Origin of the sequence: Desulfotomaculum copahuensis, assembly GCF_001655685.1 — a bacterium.
In the GTDB taxonomy this organism is placed as follows: Bacteria; Bacillota; Desulfotomaculia; order Desulfotomaculales; family Desulfovirgulaceae; genus Desulfotomaculum_G; species Desulfotomaculum_G copahuensis.
This window is the reverse complement of the sequence record NZ_LYVF01000179.1, coordinates 15,351-33,396: the sequence shown is the minus strand read 5'-3', so window position 1 is coordinate 33,396 and position 18,046 is coordinate 15,351. Positions and strand designations below refer to the sequence as shown.

Sequence of the window (18,046 nt, the reverse complement as noted above, 5' to 3'; positions counted from 1 at the left end):
CAGTCAACTGCTAACTAGACTGTGACAATCAACATCCTGGGCTTCAGGTGGTTCAAGGACGAAAAGCGCTACCACCGCATATTCCACGTCCGGGAAGACGATACGGGAGAACTGTTGAACGAGGACCTTGAGATCCATTTCCTGGAGTTAGAGAAGGTGAAGGGCCTAAAGCGTAGGCCCAAGGATGCCATTGAGGCTTGGATGATGTACCTGAGCAACCTTCAGGGGAAAGAAATGGAGGCGATCGCTGTGGATAACCCAGGCATCAGAAAGGCACTGACGATCGAACAGGCATTCATGCGCAACAAGCGAGAGCGCCGGATGTACGAACTGCGGGAGAAGGCCATGAAGGACGAGTTGTCCATGATAGCCGGCGCCATGGCCGAAGGTGAGGCTAAGGGCAAAGTTATAATGGCCCAGGATGCGATATGCAAATACCTGGAGGCCAGGTTCGGGGGCGACTCGCGTGGCCTGCAGGGGCGGGTCCGGGGGGTCGGTAAAGTAGAGACACTGGACAGGATAATCAATAAAATTTATACCGTAGACACGCTGGAAGAGGCGGTGTCCGTGGTCGACAGTGCCGTGAGGTGAGTTGCGTGCTGACCAATGTGAATAATGTTATCAGGAAGTGATCGTGTTGCCGGGTAACGAAAAGCCAGGGCACAAAATTGTCAGATAATCAGTAACCTTCTTGCGGCCTTTTGATTTGCGCATTTTCCGGAAATATCCATTTACACAAAATAATTTACACTCCCTTAAATTACAAAAACTTATCCCGGATCATGGCGGCAAATAGACGCAGGTCAGCCAGGTTTTTTTGCAAAATGCCGAGCAGGATTTCCGGATCAAGGCGGGCATAATCGTGCACGATCACATTGCGGAACTGGGCCATTTTCTTGAACCGGGCCAGTTTGTTTTTCGGCAGGTGGCCCGCTTCCGCCAGTACGGTCATGATGTCTTTATAATCTTCCGGTTCACGCAGGGCCAGATCCGCGACCAGGTGGTTGCCGGTATCCAGGCAGGCTTCCACGGCCAGATGCAGGGTGCGCTCAATATACCGCCGGAGCACCTTGTCGTTTTTCAGGTCGTCCAGAGTGATGTTTTTTTTCTCCTCCAGGTCGTTGATATATTCATTGAGCAGTTTGGTTTTTTCCATTAACAGTTCCCTGTCCACCATGACGCTAATCCCCCAGCGTTTTTAAGATGGCCTCATTGCGCAGCCGGTAAACCCGCTGCATGTCAAAATAATGACGCCGGGAGCGGACATCAAATTCCACCCGCCGCCGGTGATCCTTTTCCAGCAAAAGAATGCCGTACTTGCGCACCTGACGTTGCAGGACTGGCGAAGCGGTTTCCAGATCTACCACCTGCACCGGGCGGCGTACAACTTTCTCCAGCGCTATTTCCAGATCCAGGCGCCGTTCGAAACGGGCGAATTTGTCCCCGTCCGGCTGACTGAAAAGGATGGCGATGTCCACGTCGCTGTTCCGCCTGGCCCGGCTGCGGGCAAATGAGCCGAAAAGATAGGCCGCCGCCAGATCGGTTTGTTCTTTCAGGTATTCAACAACGGCGTTTATGTTCAGTTCAGGCTGCATATGTCCGGCAACCCCTTGCGGTGCGTTTTCCTTATTGTACCAGCCGGTTGGCCGGCCGGTCAAGTTTTTTAGCATAGCGTTACATTGCATGGTTTGTTTTTAATGCGTCTTGTAACCAACTCCACGGGATAGCTGATAGTTGATATACTGGTTAAGGCTCACATTCTCTTCCTTTGCCTTCTCAACAAGAATGCGGTGGAGTGATTTGGGAACCCGTACATTAAATTTACCTGAGTATTCTTCATCCGTTGGTTCGGGAATGGGAATGCCTTCCGCCAGGGCAACTTCGAGCCAACATTTTTTCGCGTCCTCAATCATTTTTATTGCTTCCTCCACGGTCTCCCCCTGGCTGATACATCCGGTGAGGGCTGGAATTGAAACCACGTAACCTCCTTCTTCCGCGGGGGTAATGGCCATCCGGTAAGGTAAGGCAAGGTAATACTGAAGGTCTTTTTTACTCATCATCCATCACTCCTTCAAGGGCCAATATGGCTTCTTTAACGTAATGGGCCTTAATATGAGGCTCATGGAAAGGGACGGTTAGAATTCTGTCGCCCTTTTTGTAAACATAATGGCTTGAACCTTTTCGCGGTTGTCTTCTTTTAAATCCTGATCGAGTTAATATTTTATCCAGTTCTTCGAATTTAACATGGTTGGGATTATTAATTATTTTTTGTAAAAGCTTTTCCAGTTTACCCATTGGCATCACCTTGCGAATATGGTACCATATCCAGTGACAACAAGCAAGTCATCGTTCACAACACGGGTGGATTAAAACAGAAGCTGGTTGAAAATTACAACCCGGCGGCCGGACAAACGGCGCCAATTTTTTTGCCCTTTATGATATAATGTAACCGGAATGCAGGTGTCCGGTGGAGGGGATGCGCTTGAAAAACAAAACAATACATATTTTTACCGCTCTTTTGCTTTTGCTGGTCGCACTGGCGGCGGCCGGGTGCGGCTCCGGTGCGCGGCACAATCCCGGCGCGGCCGGTCCGGCGGCGGACAAGCCGCTGCCCGGTCAGACGCAGGTCCTGGTGGCCACGGATCCGGCCGACGTTCCGTTTGAGTTCAAAAGCGGCGGCAAGTACACCGGTTTTGACATCGACCTGATGCGGGCCGTTGCCGAAGTGAACAACTGGCATGTAGAATTTCGCGAGATGAAATATAACGAGATCATGCCCGCGCTGGATGGCTCCACTGTGGACATGGCCATCTCGGCGATTCCCGTGGCCGGCCGGTCCGGGCAAAAGGTTGATTTTTCCCTGCCTTATTTCGGTACCGGCCTGAGCATTTTGACACCGGCCAAAAACAGCGCCGTCAAGGGCTGGGATGATTTGAAAAACAAACGGCTCGGCGTGCAGATAGCCACCGCCGGGGCGGAACTGGCGTACACCATTCCCGGGGCGAAAGTGACCGCTTATGACGACGCCAATGAAGCATTAAAGGCTTTGAAGCAGGGCGATGTGGATGCGGTGGTGAACGACTATCCGGTCAACGCCTACCTGCTTGCACAGGGCGTGTCCGGTGTCAAAATGACCGGCGGCCTGCGGGCGGAAAAGCTTTACGGCATCGCCGTGTCGCGGGGGAAGCCGGGGATGCTGGACAGGGTTGACAGTGCATTGAAAACACTGAAGAATGACGGCCGTTTTGCCGCCATTTACAAAAAGTGGTTCGGTCAGGCGCCGCCGGCTTTTCTGCCGGGGGAACCGGCGGCCAGACGGGCCGGGCCAAGGATATGATATGCCTGTGAAAATCAGATCGCGTTTTCTTAAATCACTGTTCTTCTGGCTGCTGGCGCCCGGCGATTTGCTCATGGTGCTGGGCGGCTTTTATCTGTCCTTTGTGCTGCGCTTCGGCGGGCACATCCCGGCCGCCAACTGGCACGCCTTTTTGCGTGTGCTGCCCTGGACCGGGCTGGCCGCGCTGCTTTTTTTCGCCGGCCTGGGCCTTTACCGCTATCAGTACAACGGACTGATGCCGGTGCTGCGGGCGGCCGTGACCGGCATTCTGGGCGTGATGGCGGCCACCATGGCGCTGACCTTCTGGCTGCGCGGTTTCGCCTTCCCCCGCAGTGTGCTGGTGCTGGCCATGCCTTTGCAGGGGGTGCTGGTCTGCACCTGGCGCTATCTTTACTGGCATGTTCACCGCTGGTTTTTCGGCCGGCGGGAACTGCTGGTGGTGGGGCCGCCGGAGGAAGCGGCGGAGATTCTGGGCAAGGTGCTGGATCTGCCGCGGGGCTGGTTCCGGGTGCACTGCGTCCTGCCGCCGGAGCGGTTGGCGGAACTGCCCGGCCGGCTGCGCGAGGTGGACGCGGTACTGGTGGTGCCGTCCCTGGCCCGGGGGGACAAGGCGGATATCTTGAACGCCTGTCTTAAAGCCAGGCGGGAGGTTTTTCTGGTGCCGGACCTGTACGACATCATGCTCAGCCGGGCCGGGCTGACCCAGTTGGACGACCTGCCGGTGGTGGAAGTGCAGGACATCCGGCTGACCTGGCCGCAGCGCATGGTCAAACGGGTGGTGGATGTGGCGCTGGCTGGTCTGGGGCTGATCCTGCTTTCGCCGGTGATGCTGGTCTGCGCCCTGGCGGTGCGCTTTACTTCCCCGGGGCCGGTTTTGTACATACAAGAGCGCGCCGGCTTGGCCGGGCGGCCTTTCCGGCTGTATAAATTCCGCACTATGGTGGAGGGCGCCGAAAAGCTCTCCGGCCCGGTGCTGGCGGAGGCGGACGATCCGCGCATCACGCCGGCCGGCCGCTTTTTGCGCGCCACCCGGCTGGACGAGCTGCCCCAGTTGTTCAACGTGTTCAGGGGAGATATGAGCATTGTCGGCCCGCGGCCGGAACGTCCCGTCTTCGTTGCGCAGTTCATGAGCGAGATCCCGGACTACCGCTACCGCCACCTGGTCAAACCGGGCCTGACCGGTCTGGCCCAGGTTTCCGGCAAGTACACCACCGCGCCGGCGGACAAGCTGCGCTATGATCTTTATTATATCAGGAACTACTCCCTGCTGCTGGATCTGAAAATTTTGCTGCAGACCATTCCCGTCGCCCTGGGGGGCGAAGCGGCCCGGGGCTACAGCAACGGCACGGACCCGGTCAGGCGGGCGGCCATCCATGCGCTGGTCAACGGCAGCCGGGAAGCAGCGGCGGGAAAGGAAGCCGGTAAATTATAATCCGGCCAAAGCCAGGCCGTCCACACGCCGGAAATGTTCCCGGTTTTCAGTAACCAGAGGCAGCCTGTGAACCAAACATGTTCCGGCAATATATACGTCCTTGATGTCAATAGTCTGATTGCGTGATTTCAGATCGGCGTAAATAATTGCCGCCATCTGAGCCTCCGCCAGGCCAAAAGGTATTACTTCCACCAGGGGTAGAATATTGTCCAGATCAGTTGTCCGTTTTGCTCTTACTGCCCCGTACTCAATTTCCCAGGCAGTGATTGCTGAAATATAACATTTTTCGATTTTTTTCAGGGTTCGTTCGAAAAGTGTTTCTGATTTGCTCCTGGTTCGTAAATGACTAATGATTACTGTGCTATCGATCAAGACTTGTTCCGCCATTCTTCCCACCCTTGTGCAAGTTCGTTCAATGCCTGATCGATTTCCGGGTTATCAGCCCACATGCCTTTTGAACGGGTCAAGAGATTATTTTTAAACTTTTTGTCAGCTAGCTCTACGTAAAATGACAATGCCTGAAAAACTGCTTCTGAAAGGTTATTTGCGTTAGTACATTTTAATAGTTTTTTAAGCAATTCTTTGCGCTCTTTTTGAGCGGCATATAAAGTTATGCGCCCATATTTTTCAAGCTCTTTGAGTTCGGATCCGGACATGTTTTATCACCTCAATCAAAAGATATCATATCATAACATGTCAGACAAGATAAAATTAATTCCGGGAGGGAAATAAATGTTATTCGCCGCAATTATGGCCGGTGGAACGGGCCAGCGCTTCTGGCCCTTGAGCCGCAGGGACCGGCCCAAGCAGTTCCTGTCCCTGGTCGGGGAGCGCACCATGCTTCAGCTGACGGTGGACAGGCTGGCCGGACTGATGCCGCCGGAAAACATCCTGGTGATCACCGGAGACGCCTATCTGGAAACCGTGTATGAGCAGCTCCCGGAAATCCCGCGCGAGAATGTGGTGGCCGAGCCCTGCGGCCGGGATACGGCGGCGGCGGTGGGGCTGGCCGCGGTGCACGTGCGGCATCGCGACCCGGAGGGGATCATGGTTGTGCTGCCCGCCGACCATTACATAGCGGATGTGCAGCGTTTTCAGGCCGTGCTGCGCTCCGCGGCGGCGCACGCAGCCGGCGGGGAATGGCTGGTCACCCTGGGCATCACCCCCACCCGGCCGGATACGGGCTACGGCTATATCCGCCGGGGCGAGCCGCTGGCGGAATGCGGCGGCGTGCCGGCCTGCCGGGTCGAGCGCTTCACCGAGAAGCCGGCCCCGGAGGCGGCCCGGCGTTTTTTGGCCAGCGGCCGCTATTTGTGGAACAGCGGCATGTTCATCTGGCGGGCGGATCTAATCAGCCGGTTGATTGACGAGCATCTGCCGGAACTGGCGGCCGGCCTGGCGGAAATCGGCCGCGCGCTGGCGGATATGCCGGGGGGAGTGACGGCCGGCTACATCTCCTACATTAAAAAGCTGGTCCGCATCTACCCGCGCCTGCCCAAAGTGTCGGTGGACTACGGGATCATGGAGAAGGCGGACAACGTGCTGGTGCTGCCCGGCGACTTCGGCTGGGACGACGTTGGTTCCTGGCCGGCGCTGGAGCGCTGCCGGGAGACGGAGGACAACGGCAACGTGATCGAGGCGCGGGGTGTGTTCCTGGAAACCAGCAACAGCATCATCCACGTCCCCGGCCGGCTGGTGGCCACTCTGGGCATTGCGGACCTGGTGGTGGTGGACGACGGGGAGTGCCTGCTGGTGTGCAGCAAGGAGCGCGCCGGGGAATTAAAACGGCTCACCACCGCACTGAAGGAGGCCGGGCTGGAGCACGCCCTCTGATCAGGAGTGGTTCCGGTTGCGGCAGTTTCCCCGTCCGTGGTATGATCGGCATGGCAATGCGGCGGAAGGGGATTTTGTAATGATTGACCGGAAGCAGATCGCCCGGGCCGCGCTGGTGGTCATGGTGGCGCTGCTGATCAGCAAGATCATGGGGTACGCACGGGAGGCCGCCCTGGCGTCCGGATTCGGCGCCGGCGCGTCCACCGACGCCTACCTGGTGGCCGTGATTGTTCCCGCGCTGCTGTTCGGCATGGTGGGCAGCGCCATTACCACGGTGGCCATTCCGATCTTCAGCGAATACCTGCATCAGCCGGAAAAACGGCCGGAACTGCCGGATTTGATTTGGACCACCTTTCACGCCGTCACCGGCATCCTGCTGCTGTTCGCCCTGGCCGGTTTTCCGGCGGCGCCTTTCATTGTGCGCCTGCTGGCTCCCGGTTTCGGGCCGGCGGAGGCCAGGCTCACCGCGCATCTGGTGCGCATCATGCTGCCCATGGTGGTGCTCATGGGCCTGGCGGGATGGGCGCAGGGGGTGCTCAACGCCCACCGGCATTTCACCGCGCCGGCTTTGATCGGCATTCCCTACAACCTGATCATGATCGGCGGCATTATTTTTTCCGCCGTCCACCGGAGTATCGACGGTGTGGCCTGGTCCATGGTGCTGGCCACGCTGTCCCAGTTTTTGACCCAGCTGCCGGCGCTCTACCGGCTCCGCACCGGCTACCGGCCGGTTTGCAAACTGCGCCACCCGGCCTTGAAGCGCATGCTTCTGCTGTCCGGACCGGTGCTCGTCGGCACCGGGGCCAATCAGCTGAATCTGGTGGTGGACCGCATCCTGGCCTCGGGGCTGGTGGTGGGCAGCATCTCCGCCTTGAATTACGCCCAGCGGGTGGTCACCATACCCCAGGGGTTGCTGGCCACACCGCTGATCACCGTGCTTTACCCTTCACTTACCGAACACACCGCGGTGGACGACCCGGCCGGCTTTCGCTCCACTTTGAAGCACGGCATGAACATGCTGGCCTTTCTGCTCATTCCGTTGACGGCGGGCATCATCGTGCTGCGCCACGACATCATCCGCTTTTTATTCGAACGGGGCGCCTTTGACGCCCGGGCGGCGGAGATGACCGCCGTGGCGCTGTGCTTTTTCATCCCCGGACTGCTGTTTCTGTGCTGGCGGGATTACCTGAACCGGGCTTTTTACGCCCTGCAGGACACGGTCACGCCGATGTGGACCGGCGCGGCCGGGGTGGTTGTGAACATCGGCCTGAACCTTTTGCTGGTACGTCACCTGGCCCTGGCCGGGTTGGCCCTGTCCACCTCCGCGGCCGCGGCGGTTTGCACCATTTTGCTGTTGGTCTTCCTGCGCCGGCGCCTGGGACACATCGGCGGCCGGGCACTGCTGGCGGAATGCGCCCGTATCACCCTGGCCTCCCTGGTTATGGGGGCGGCCCTTTGGTGGCTGAACACTTATGCATTGAACACGCCGGTTTGGACGGCGGTTAGCGGCCTGGTTCGCGGCGCGGCCGGTGCCGGCGGACTGGCCCGCTTCCTGGACTCCGGCCTGCGCCTGGGTGTTTTAACGGCGGCCGGCCTGCTGATCTTTGCCCCGGCCTGCCGCCTGCTGCGGGTGGTGGAGTTGGACTACCTGCTGGACATGCTCAAGGGGGCCGTCCGCCGCCTGCGCCTGAAAACAGCGGCCTGACCGTGCCGGGCGAGGCTCTTTCACCTGCATTGCCCTTCCGCCGCCGTCCGCCCGGGCGGCCGGCTCCTTTGTTGTCCGGCCTGTATAGCGGCGCCTCTTCAGTTCCGTCCGCTGCAGCCGAATATAATAAAAAGAGTGGGTCAAAGCCGTCGGCCGGTTTGAAGCTCATGCCGCCGGGTGCCGGCGGGGCGGGGGAATAACCGCGCAGTGTTCCGCTGTGGACGCGGCGGACACCGGCATGAAGGGGTGCGGAGCTTTTCCCCGGCCGGCTGCCGGACACCGGGCGTTAGGACCGGCGGCATAAGACGGCGGCATGATTGCTTTTTCAAGGCAGGTGTTTTTACAGTGCGTAAGGCCGCTATTTTGCTGCTCTGTTTTTCCCTGGCGCTGCTTTTCGCCGTGCCCGCCGGGGCGGCCCCGGGGCGCTTGACCGGCTTTCCGGCCGCCGGCCAGGCCGGCCAACCGGTGCGGCTGCTCTGGCAGTTGGCGGGGTTGGGCCGTCCGTCGGCGGACATGCTGATGGGGACGAACGGCCTTTTGTATCTGCCGGAGGGGAACAAGCTGACCGCGGTGAATACGGACGGGCGTCCGGTTTGGGAAGCCCCGCTGGCGGTGGGCAACCAAACGGGGCGGCCGGTGTTCGGTCCGGCCGGCTCCATTTTCATGTCCGGAAACGCCGCGGTGCAGGAGATTAAAACCAGCGGCGCGGCCGGCTGGAGTTTTCAGGTGTACCAAGGGGCCGGCGGCGGCAATACCGCGGCGCTGCTCTGCGGCGGGCCGGGCGACGGTTTGCTCTACCTGCCCCTGCCCGACGCCCTGTACGCGCTGAATGTGGCCGGCCGTTACAAGTGGGCGCTGCTGTCCTGGAATGCCGCCGGCGGTTACACCACCAAAACGCTCAGCGGCCAGGAGATTCTCGACTGCGCCGGTGACAGCGGCGGGGTTTATGTGATCTACGGCCGGCGGGGGGACAATTATACGCTGGCGGCAATCGATGCCGCCGGCAACATCCGCTGGACACGCCCGCTGGGCGACGTGAAGAGCGCCCATCTGTTCGCCGGCGGCGACGGGCGCCTGTACGTCACCGTCAATCCGGCGCAGCCCGGCCGGATCCAGAAAAGCACCGTCTATGCTTTCGATCCGGCCGGCGACGGCCAGCCGGAATGGAGCTTCCGGGTGAACTACGACGATCTGACCACTCCGGCGCTTTCCGCCGCCGGTGTGCTTTATGTCTGCGACAGCAAGCGGCTTTACGCCCTGGACGCCCGGGACGGCACGGAAAAGTGGGATCTGCAGCTGCTGAACATAACCTCCGAACCGGTGGTGGACGACACGCACAATCTTGTTTATGTGGGCAGCCGGGACGGTTATGTATTTGCCCTGGACGCGTCCGGAAAAACGGCCTGGGAGCGGAAACTGGACGGCGCTGTTTCACGGCGGCCGCTGGTGGGCGCGGACGGGTATCTCTATGTGATTACGGACCGGGGAAGCCTGTACAAGCTGGCGCCGGCCTGAGAAATAAGCGCTGCGTCCGGCGCGGGCCCGGGCAAGCCGTGTCCGCACCGGACGGCCGGCCCCCAAAAACAGCCCGGCCCGGGTGTCGCGAGTCCGGGCAAAGCCTTCGTCGCGCCCGGCGCGACGCAGGTGTGCCGGCAAAATGAGCCGTCCGCATACCGTACAAACCGGCACTCATGCCCCTGCCTGAAGCGGCATTCGCCACGGGAAATGGTGCACGGCACGGGTAAGCGGTACGTTGTTGCGGCCGTCCAAAGGCCGGGAGGGGAAGTATGGCAAATGAAAAGGTTGTTGTATCATTTTGTTGTTTTTTGTCTCGCCTTCGTGTTTTTGGCCGCGCCTGCCGCCTTTGCCCAGCCCGGCCCGCCGCCCGGTCATTTTACGGACATCAACGGCTACTGGGCGCAAAGCCAGATCGTGCGCCTGGCGGCGCTGAACATTTTCCGCGGCTTCCCCGATGGCACTTTCCGGCCGGAAAATCCGGTTACGCAGCTGGAAGCGGTGGTGCTGATCGTGCGCGCCGGGGATTTCAAAACCGGGCCGCCGCCGCGGACCGGCGCCGCGGGGGGCGGCGGCCAATGGCCCAAGGTGCCCTGGGGGCAGTATGATTTCAACCTGGCGGCGGAAAAGCAGTTCATTCCCGCTGATCTCTTAAACGCCTTTTCTCCGGACAAGCCGATCACCCGGGCGCAGTTGGCCGCCATTTTGACGCGCGCATTTTACCTGCCCCGGCCGGGTGTGGCCGCCCCGCCGCCGGGCGCCGGCACGGCTCCGGCCTGGCCGGCGTTCAAGGATCTGGAGCAGGCCCCCGCCGCATACCGTGCGGATATTCAGGCCGCGGCGGCGGCCGGGGTGATGACCGGCTACCCCGGCGATACTTTCCGGCCCAATCAGCCGCTCACCCGCGCGGAGATGGCCGCCGCCCTGTCCACCCTGCTTGATCTGGGCTGGGTGAAGGTGCCGCCCGGCCGGCTGCTGACGGGCTGGGTCTCCCGTCTGACCTCCGGTCACGGCCGGCAGGAGATGGAGCTGACCTCGCTCACCGGCGTGCAGAAATTCCAGCTGCCCGACGGGGCGCAGTTTTTTGCGGACGGCAAGGTCAGTGCGGCGGCGGGCGCTTTAAACCACCAGGTGGAGGTGGTGCTGAACGGCAGCCGGCAGCCGGCGTTCATCAATATTTTACAGGCCCGGAGCAATCCGGCGCCGGACAGCTGGTACCGGGCCTCGGTCAAGTCGGTGGATCTGGGCAAGGACAACCTGCTGGTGGTGAACGATTTGAACTGCGTGGATCATATCCTGCATCTTTCCAGCGGCGCGGTGGTGGAAGGCCGGAACGTCCGCCAGGGCTTCAAGTCGCTCCGGGAAGGGGACTTTGTCAATGTCTACCTGTCCGGGGAAAAGGTGGTCAAAGTCGACCTGCTGGAAACCAAAACAGCCGGCGGCACAGTGGGCAGCATCATTAACGGGCGGCTGTACCTGCAGGGGGTCAAGGCTTCCGCCGGCCGGCCGGCCTGGTTCAACCACTATGATTACGCGCGCCTGGTGGACAAGGACGGCGTGCGCACCGGCGGGGTGAATCCGGGCGACCAGGTCCAGGTCACCTACCTGGACCCCGATCCGAAGGGGATCGATGATGAAATCCCGCTCCAAATCAAAGTGTTGAGTACAGCCCGGCAGCACTAGCCCGGTGCGGCGGGAGAACAAGGTGAAACTTGCCGGCACTGCAGCTTGAATCAAGCCGTTCCGGCGCAGCCGCTGTTCTCCCGCAGGAAAAAAAGCGAAAACTTTTATGTATTGCGGCGCCGGTTGCTGTACCGGCGCCGCGCATGCTTTCCTTTCAAAGCAAAGCCCGTGCCGGCGCCCGGAAAAGGTCCGCTCCGAATGCCTGCATACACAGGAACCTTTTTCGGGCCGTTTTTCAGGACAACCCCCATGCCGCCTGCAGCCTCACCGGCGGCGGGACGCAAAAGAAGCCGCCCGGTGGCTCAGCTTTTTGGCCACCGGGCGGCCCCTTTTTCCGGCCTGGATCAGGACAATTTGTTGATCACCAGGCCGGTGATCAGCTTGGGGTAAAAGAAGGTGGACTTCTGGGGCATTTTTTCCCCGTTGCCGGCTACGGCGGTGACTTCTTCCACCAGCGTCGGGTTGAGGAAGAAGGCCAGCTGGTATTCCCCGTTATCCACGGCGTCCAGCGCCCCGGTTTCTTCCCGGGTGTAGGTGAGGTGGCTTTCCCCGGCCCGTTCCCGGCCGCCGATGCCGAGCAGGTTTTCCAGGATCAGCTGGTGCAGCACCGCCACGTCCAGCCCCTGCCAGGCCGGGGAGTGTTCCGGCGGCATTAAACCGGGCAGGGCGCTTTCATCCTGCAGCGCCAGGGTGTAAAGGCGCCCGCGGCCGCAGTAGAGCCCGAAAACGTGCCGGTGGGGCGGCGGGGCGTTCCTGACCGGGACGGCTGCCGGTCCGGCCGGGCCGCGGAAATGGGACGGATCCGGTTGAAAGTCCGCGCCGGGAAGGTTGCCGGAACGGCCTGCCGCCGTACCGCCGCCGGCCGGGAAATCCATCCGTCCGGCGCCGTGTTCGCGGGCGCCGTCCCCATGCGCCGCCGCCCGGGTATTCCCCGCCAGGCCGGCTTTTTCCGCCAGGCGGGCCAGGAACTGCGGAAAGTTGCGGTAGGCCGCATCCAGCGGATATTCATCCACAGTGAACAGTGCGCCCAGTTCCCGGAGCAGCCGGTCCACGTCCAGATCCGCCACGTTGCGTACCAGCCGGTGGGTGGGCAGCACCACCAGGCCCGGGTCGTAGAGGTTGACCAGGGTCATCATCACATAATCGGTAGGCAGATCGCCGGGCGGGTCGCCGGCGGCCTGCCGGCACAGGCGGCTGTACTGCAGCGCCGTTTCATAGCGGTGGTGGCCGTCGGCGATGAAAATGCGCCTTCCGTCCATGGCGTTTTGTATTTTTTTGATTGCATCCTGTCCGGCCACCACCCACAGGCGGTGGGTTATTTCGTTTTCATCGGTGAATTCCAGGTCCGCTGCGCGGCAGGCGGACCGGAGGGGAACATGGACGCCGGTCTTACCCGGTGTGGCGTGCCCGCCGCCGGATACCGGCAGCCCGCCGCCGGCGCGCCCGCTGCACGCCGTTCCGGGTGCGGCGCCGCCCACGGAGGACGGCCACAGCCCGGCGGCGCGCCCGGCGCGTTCCGCTTCGCGGGCGGCGCGTCCTTCGTTATGCGCCCGCTGCACGCCGTCTTCGTCCGGCTCCCGGCAGGCCGCCCGGCGCAGCATGGCTTCCACATTCATTTCCGGGTCTGCGTACAGGCCGAAGATGGGGCTGAAATTGGCCGCGCAGGCCTGCATCAGCGCCAGGCGGTCGGCCTTGTGCTTGGGCAGGGTTTCCTCGTGCGGCAGGATCACGCCGTTTTCGTACGGCTCCAGCCGGACGGCGCAGATCATGCCGCCGCGCACCCGGGTGTGGCCGGCCACGGTGAACTCCTGCTCGTAACGGTAGAGTGCCGGCACGGCCTCCGGCGCCAGCACGCCTTTTTCCTGCCAGGCGGCAAAGTCGGCCGCCGCCCGGGTATAGCGGTTGTTTGTCTGTGTATCCTCCGGACCGGTCCTGCCGTATTCCAGCCGGATGATGTTGTACAGGTGGCGCCGGTAGTATTTCTCCTGTGCCGCGGCGTCGATCACGTCATAAGGGGGCGTGACCAGATCACGCAGCAGTCCGGCGGCCGGGGTGTAGCGCAGCCCGCGAAAGGGGAAAATTTTGGCCATCGGCACGCGCACTCCTTTATCCAGGTTCGAATATTTTCCGCCCGTCAAGACGGACGGGATCAGTCTTGGCGCTTTTGATACAGCGGCCGCAACAAAAAAATCTCGAATGTTCCGGCTTTGCCGGATGGGAAGGTGCCCCGCCGGCCGGCCGCCCCCGGTATTTACGCCGCTTTTTCCGGCCGGCCAACCGCATGTCTTCGGGCGGCCGGGACGGTTTCCGGCGCGGCCCGGCCTAGGTTTTTTTGGGCGTCCAGCGGTGGCTGTCCCGCTGCCGGTATTTTTCCATCATGCGATGAAAGGCTTCCTCCAGGTCGATGCCCAGGGAATTGGCGTAGCAGACGATAATGAACAGGACATCCGCCAGTTCCAGGGCTACGTCCCCCGGGGGCTCGCCGGGCTTTTTCGGCTTCTGGCCGTAGAGGTGATTCACCTCCCGGGCCAGTTCGCCCACTTCTTCGGTCAGTCTGGCCAGCATGGACAATGGATGCCAGTATCCCTCTTCGAACCGGCCGATCCAGGCGTCCACTTCCCGCTGCATGTCTTTAACCTGCATTGTTGCATCTCCTCACAACCCTCGCCGGTAGCGGCCGAAGGCCGGTGCACGCCGCCTCCGGCCGGTACCGGGCCGCCGGCGGTCCTTTCGGCCCGTGGCCCCTTTGCCCGGGCCGTTGCGGGTATTTTCAAAAACTTTTGTTATGCCGTCTTTGCCCATTATACCTGCAAACTATCAGTTTAACAAGATATCCGGTGGAATCAAGGGCCGGGCGATTTCCGCCAATTCACGGCGAAGGGAAAATCATTGTTCAAACCCGCGCAAAAACAATCTGGACCGCTAACGGCCATTTTTTTTGAACACAACCCAAACTGAATTCGCTACTCAAAAAGGATACCGGGCTGGTATCCTTTTTGAGTAGCGGAGGCTGGTTCACCATTGTTTTCTACCAGAGGTCATATTTTCCTGCCCCGGCCAGTATAATTATGAAAGCAAGACGTCGGGGGTGGTAGACATGATCGGGCCGCGCTGGCTGATTTTGCGCAAACGCAACCTGGTGCTGGGTTTGCTGGGCCTTCTTTTGCTCATTTTACTGGTCTGGGGAGCCGCCCGGCTTTTTTCGCCGGAACCCAAAATCATTCCCGAACAGGTGCTGGCCGATTCCCTGCAGAAAACCGCCGCCAGCCGTTCCTTCCGCTACCAGGTGGAGGCCCGCACGGGCGACGGCGCACTGCTCAGCCAGGTGGCGGGGGAAGTGGCGGCTCCCGGCCGGATACACATCAAGGGCACCATGTACAACAGTCCGGTGGAGTTTGTCCAGATTGGCGAAACCACCTACATGCGCGACATCTGGACGAAAAAGTGGCTTACCCTGGAAGGAAACAAGCTGGCCCAGTCCGATCTGTTCATCACCGAGTTCAAGCCGCTTTCCTTTTTCAATTTCAAAGACGTGCCGGTGGTGCATTACCGCGGCCGGGAAAAACTGCCGGAAGGAAACATGCTGGTGCTGGAATGCCAGCCGCTGCTGAAAAACCCTTTTTTCGACCTGCGCTACACCACCTACAACTGCAAGCTCTGGGTTGAGCCGGGAAGCTACTTCATCCGCCGGGCCGTTCTGGACGCACGGGGGCCGGGAGGCAAGCCCGGCCTTAGCGTGACGCTGAAGTTGTGGGATTTTGACCGGCCGCTGACCATCAATCCGCCGGTGTAACGGCTGTTATACCGGGTGGGGCGCGGGGGCGGTTCCGTTGCTCTGTTCTCTTTCACACTGGAACGCCGTCAACGAAATAGTCTGTGGTGTGGGGCGGTTCCGTTGCTTCTGTTCTCTTTCACAGGAGGCGCAGTGACGGTTCTTTCGTCCCCCTTCATCCATTCGCAGTCCGGGGGCATCCGGACTGTTCCGCAGCTGTTCCTTACTGCTATATACCTCCGCCCCTTCTTTAGTTGCGCTGCGGCGCCGGCTGCCGGCCGCGCAATTTTTTGGCGGTAATGGCGGCAAGAGCATCATTCAGCCGCACAGGCCGCTGCCGCTTATTGACGCTGGGGCGGTTTTCCTGTTATAATTAGGCTTGTTTTTAAGGACTTTGGCGGAATTTTGCCGCCGGGGAGTGAACAATATGCATCAGGATGCGGAAAGGGTACTGCTGACGGAAGAGCAGGTGCTGGCCCGGGTGCGCCGGCTGGGCGAGGAAATTTCCCGGGATTACGCCGGCAAGGAACTGCTGGTGGTGGGGATTTTAAAAGGGGCGGTTATTTTCATGGCCGACCTGGTGCGCTGCCTGACTATCCCCGCCCGGCTGGATTTTATGGCTTTGTCCAGCTACGGCGTTTCCAGCCGCTCATCCGGCGTGGTGCGCATATTGAAGGATCTGGAGCAGGACATCACCGGCCTTGATGTGCTTGTCGTGGAGGATATTGTGGATACCGGGCTGACCCTGAACTACCTGCGGGAAAACCTGTGCACCCGCGACCCGGCCAGTTTGAAGGTCTGCACCCTGCTGGACAAGCCCGAGCGGCGCAAGGTGGCGGTTGCGGTGGACTATAATGGTTTTACCATCCCGGACGAATTTGTGGTCGGTTACGGACTGGACTATAACGGCCGCTACCGCAATTTAAGGGACATCCTGGTCTTGAAACGGGAGGTTTACACCCGTCCGGCGGCCGGGGACGGCGGCTGCGCCGGCGGGGAGCAGGGCGTCTGAACGGAAAACCGGCCGCCCGCATGCCGGTTGGTTCCGCCGGGAAGCGCCGTGACAGGTCCCATATAATCAAATATGGGGCGCCGCCCTGATCATGTTCCCCGGCTCGTAACAGCGTGTACAGATCCATATAATCAAGGATGAGGTGATTTTTATGTCCGCGCCCGGCCGGGAAATGGTCGTCGTGCTGGATTTCGGCGGCCAGTACAGCCACCTGATTGCCCGCCGCATCCGCGAGTTGAAAGTGTTTTGCGAGATGCTGCCCTACACCGCGCCGCTGGCCGAAATCAAGGCCAAAAAGCCCCGCGGCATTATTTTTTCCGGCGGTCCGGCCAGCGTTTACCAGCCCGGCGCGCCGGCCGTGGACCCGGCCATCTATGAGCAGGGCATTCCGGTGCTGGGCATCTGCTACGGCATGCAGCTGATGGCCCGCCAGTTGGGCGGGCGGGTGGCCGGCGACGGCCGGCGGGAGTACGGCAAGGCCACGCTGGAAGTGCTGGACCGGGAGGGTTTGTTCCAGGGGTTGGAGGCTTCCGAGCAGTGCTGGATGAGCCACGGCGACCGGGTGGAAGCGCCGCCGCCGGGCTTTGCGGTGCTCGCCCGCACGGAGCAGGTGCCGGTGGCCGCGATGGGCGACGGCAAAAGAAAACTGTATGCGGTGCAGTTTCATCCGGAGGTCGTTCATACCCCGAAGGGGCAGGATATTTTGCGCCGGTTTTTGTTTGACATCTGCGGCTGCCACGGCACCTGGACGATGGATTCCTTTGTGGAGCAGGCGGTGGCGGAAGTGCGCGCCCGCGCGGGCGACGGGCGAGTGCTGTGCGCTTTGAGCGGCGGCGTGGATTCTTCGGTGGCCGCGGTGCTGGTGCACCGGGCGCTGGGCGACCGGCTGACCTGCGTTTTTGTGGACCACGGCCTTTTGCGCCGGGGTGAGGCGAACCAGGTGGTGCGCACCTTCCGGGAGCAGTTTCACATGCAGCTGGTCTATGTCGACGCCGGGGAGCGCTTCCTGAGCCGGCTGGCCGGCGTCACCGATCCGGAGCGCAAGCGCAAGCTGATCGGCGCAGAGTTTATCCGTGTTTTTGAGGAAGAGGCGGGCAAACTGGGCCGGGTGGATTTCCTGGTGCAGGGTACACTGTATCCCGACGTGGTGGAGAGCGGCACGGCCACCGCGGCGGTAATCAAATCACACCACAATGTGGGCGGCCTGCCCGAAAACATGCGCCTGGAACTGATCGAGCCGCTGCGCTGGCTGTTCAAGGACGAAGTGCGGCAGGTGGGCGTCGAACTGGGCCTGCCGGAGGAAGTGGTCTGGCGGCAGCCTTTCCCCGGACCGGGACTGGCCGTGCGCATCCTGGGCGAAGTGACGGCGGACAAACTGGCCCTGCTGCGCGAGGCCGACGCCGTGGTGCGGGAGGAGATCCGCCGCGCCGGGCTGCACCGGCAGATCTGGCAGTATTTCGCCGTACTGCCCAACCTGCGCAGCGTGGGTGTGATGGGGGACGAACGCACCTACGCCCACACGGTGGCCGTGCGGGCCATCCACAGCCACGACGGCATGACCGCCGACTGGGTGCGCCTGCCCTACGATGTGCTCGAACGTATCTCCAGCCGCATTGTCAACGAGGTGCCGGGCGTCAACCGGGTGGTTTACGACATCACCTCCAAACCGCCTTCCACCATTGAGTGGGAGTAAAGTGGTATTTCTTATAGCGAATAATTTGGCATTCATGCTGAGTTTGCGTAATGTTTATCAAGAA

The 18,046-nt window shown here is 61.1% G+C and carries 18 protein-coding genes; 10 read left to right on the top strand and 8 right to left on the bottom strand.

What is annotated here, in order from left to right; genetic code table 11:
• Positions 1–21: 21 nt before the first annotated feature.
• Positions 22–591 (top strand): Rpn family recombination-promoting nuclease/putative transposase, encoded by a 570-nt coding sequence (locus A6M21_RS14110; protein ID WP_066669939.1) that lies wholly within the window; start codon positions 22–24, stop codon positions 589–591.
• Positions 592–760: 169 nt separating this feature from the next.
• Here A6M21_RS14110 and hepT read toward each other — a convergent pair whose 3' ends face one another.
• From hepT to A6M21_RS14090, 4 genes are all read right to left on the bottom strand, one after another.
• Positions 761–1,177: a type VII toxin-antitoxin system HepT family RNase toxin gene (hepT, locus tag A6M21_RS14105; protein ID WP_066669937.1), complete on the bottom strand. Its 417-nt coding sequence runs from the start codon at positions 1,175–1,177 to the stop codon at positions 761–763.
• 4 nt (positions 1,178–1,181) lie between these two features.
• A complete protein-coding gene (gene mntA, locus A6M21_RS14100) occupies positions 1,182–1,595 on the bottom strand; it encodes a type VII toxin-antitoxin system MntA family adenylyltransferase antitoxin (RefSeq protein WP_066669934.1) in 414 nt (137 codons plus the stop codon).
• A gap of 99 nt (positions 1,596–1,694) precedes the next feature.
• On the bottom strand, positions 1,695–2,057 hold the full coding sequence (locus A6M21_RS14095) for a type II toxin-antitoxin system HicB family antitoxin (protein ID WP_066669945.1): 363 nt from the start codon (positions 2,055–2,057) through the stop codon (positions 1,695–1,697).
• Positions 2,050–2,295 (bottom strand): type II toxin-antitoxin system HicA family toxin, encoded by a 246-nt coding sequence (locus tag A6M21_RS14090; protein WP_066669932.1) that lies wholly within the window; start codon positions 2,293–2,295, stop codon positions 2,050–2,052. The genes A6M21_RS14095 and A6M21_RS14090 overlap by 8 nt, the downstream gene beginning before the upstream one ends.
• A gap of 187 nt (positions 2,296–2,482) precedes the next feature.
• Between A6M21_RS14090 and A6M21_RS14085 the strand changes: the two genes are divergently transcribed.
• Both A6M21_RS14085 and A6M21_RS14080 read left to right on the top strand, forming a co-directional pair.
• Positions 2,483–3,337 (top strand): transporter substrate-binding domain-containing protein, encoded by an 855-nt coding sequence (locus tag A6M21_RS14085; protein WP_161486085.1) that lies wholly within the window; start codon positions 2,483–2,485, stop codon positions 3,335–3,337.
• Positions 3,338–3,344: 7 nt separating this feature from the next.
• Positions 3,345–4,769 (top strand): sugar transferase, encoded by a 1,425-nt coding sequence (locus A6M21_RS14080; protein WP_161486084.1) that lies wholly within the window; start codon positions 3,345–3,347, stop codon positions 4,767–4,769.
• Here A6M21_RS14080 and A6M21_RS14075 read toward each other — a convergent pair.
• On the bottom strand, positions 4,764–5,156 hold the full coding sequence (locus A6M21_RS14075) for a type II toxin-antitoxin system VapC family toxin (RefSeq protein ID WP_078060730.1): 393 nt from the start codon (positions 5,154–5,156) through the stop codon (positions 4,764–4,766). The two genes, A6M21_RS14080 and A6M21_RS14075, sit on opposite strands and share 6 nt — an antisense overlap.
• Positions 5,138–5,425 carry a hypothetical protein gene (locus A6M21_RS14070; RefSeq protein WP_066669924.1) on the bottom strand — a complete coding sequence of 96 codons (288 nt, stop codon included), beginning with the start codon at positions 5,423–5,425 and terminating at the stop codon, positions 5,138–5,140. The genes A6M21_RS14075 and A6M21_RS14070 overlap by 19 nt, the downstream gene beginning before the upstream one ends.
• A gap of 76 nt (positions 5,426–5,501) precedes the next feature.
• On the opposite strand from A6M21_RS14070, the gene A6M21_RS14065 reads away from it, so the two are divergent.
• The 4 genes from A6M21_RS14065 (at position 5,502) to A6M21_RS14045 (ending at position 11,505) form a co-directional block, all read left to right on the top strand.
• A complete protein-coding gene (locus A6M21_RS14065) occupies positions 5,502–6,602 on the top strand; it encodes a mannose-1-phosphate guanylyltransferase (RefSeq protein ID WP_066669922.1) in 1,101 nt (366 codons plus the stop codon).
• 79 nt (positions 6,603–6,681) lie between these two features.
• Entirely contained in the window at positions 6,682–8,307 is a 1,626-nt protein-coding gene (gene murJ, locus A6M21_RS14060; protein ID WP_066669943.1) for a murein biosynthesis integral membrane protein MurJ, read from the top strand.
• 345 nt (positions 8,308–8,652) lie between these two features.
• Positions 8,653–9,822 carry an outer membrane protein assembly factor BamB family protein gene (locus tag A6M21_RS14050; protein WP_151191956.1) on the top strand — a complete coding sequence of 390 codons (1,170 nt, stop codon included), beginning with the start codon at positions 8,653–8,655 and terminating at the stop codon, positions 9,820–9,822.
• Between the two features lie 279 nt (positions 9,823–10,101).
• Positions 10,102–11,505: an S-layer homology domain-containing protein gene (locus tag A6M21_RS14045; RefSeq protein WP_066669916.1), complete on the top strand. Its 1,404-nt coding sequence runs from the start codon at positions 10,102–10,104 to the stop codon at positions 11,503–11,505.
• A 344-nt stretch (positions 11,506–11,849) separates the two neighbouring features.
• Here A6M21_RS14045 and A6M21_RS18835 read toward each other — a convergent pair whose 3' ends face one another.
• Positions 11,850–13,595 (bottom strand): DUF1015 domain-containing protein, encoded by a 1,746-nt coding sequence (locus A6M21_RS18835; protein ID WP_161486083.1) that lies wholly within the window; start codon positions 13,593–13,595, stop codon positions 11,850–11,852.
• Positions 13,596–13,827: 232 nt separating this feature from the next.
• Positions 13,828–14,148, bottom strand: coding sequence for a nucleotide pyrophosphohydrolase (locus tag A6M21_RS14030; protein ID WP_066669912.1), 321 nt, complete (start codon positions 14,146–14,148; stop codon positions 13,828–13,830).
• A gap of 454 nt (positions 14,149–14,602) precedes the next feature.
• On the opposite strand from A6M21_RS14030, the gene A6M21_RS14025 reads away from it, so the two are divergent.
• The 3 genes from A6M21_RS14025 to guaA all read left to right on the top strand — a co-directional run bounded on the left by A6M21_RS14025 (position 14,603) and on the right by guaA (position 17,982).
• Positions 14,603–15,298: a hypothetical protein gene (locus A6M21_RS14025; RefSeq protein ID WP_066669910.1), complete on the top strand. Its 696-nt coding sequence runs from the start codon at positions 14,603–14,605 to the stop codon at positions 15,296–15,298.
• Between the two features lie 406 nt (positions 15,299–15,704).
• The gene (gene hpt / locus A6M21_RS14020; protein ID WP_066669941.1) at positions 15,705–16,289 is read left to right on the top strand and encodes a hypoxanthine phosphoribosyltransferase; all 585 of its coding nucleotides are present in this window, start codon (positions 15,705–15,707) and stop codon (positions 16,287–16,289) included.
• 151 nt (positions 16,290–16,440) lie between these two features.
• A complete protein-coding gene (guaA, locus tag A6M21_RS14015) occupies positions 16,441–17,982 on the top strand; it encodes a glutamine-hydrolyzing GMP synthase (RefSeq protein ID WP_066669907.1) in 1,542 nt (513 codons plus the stop codon).
• Positions 17,983–18,046 lie beyond the last annotated feature (64 nt).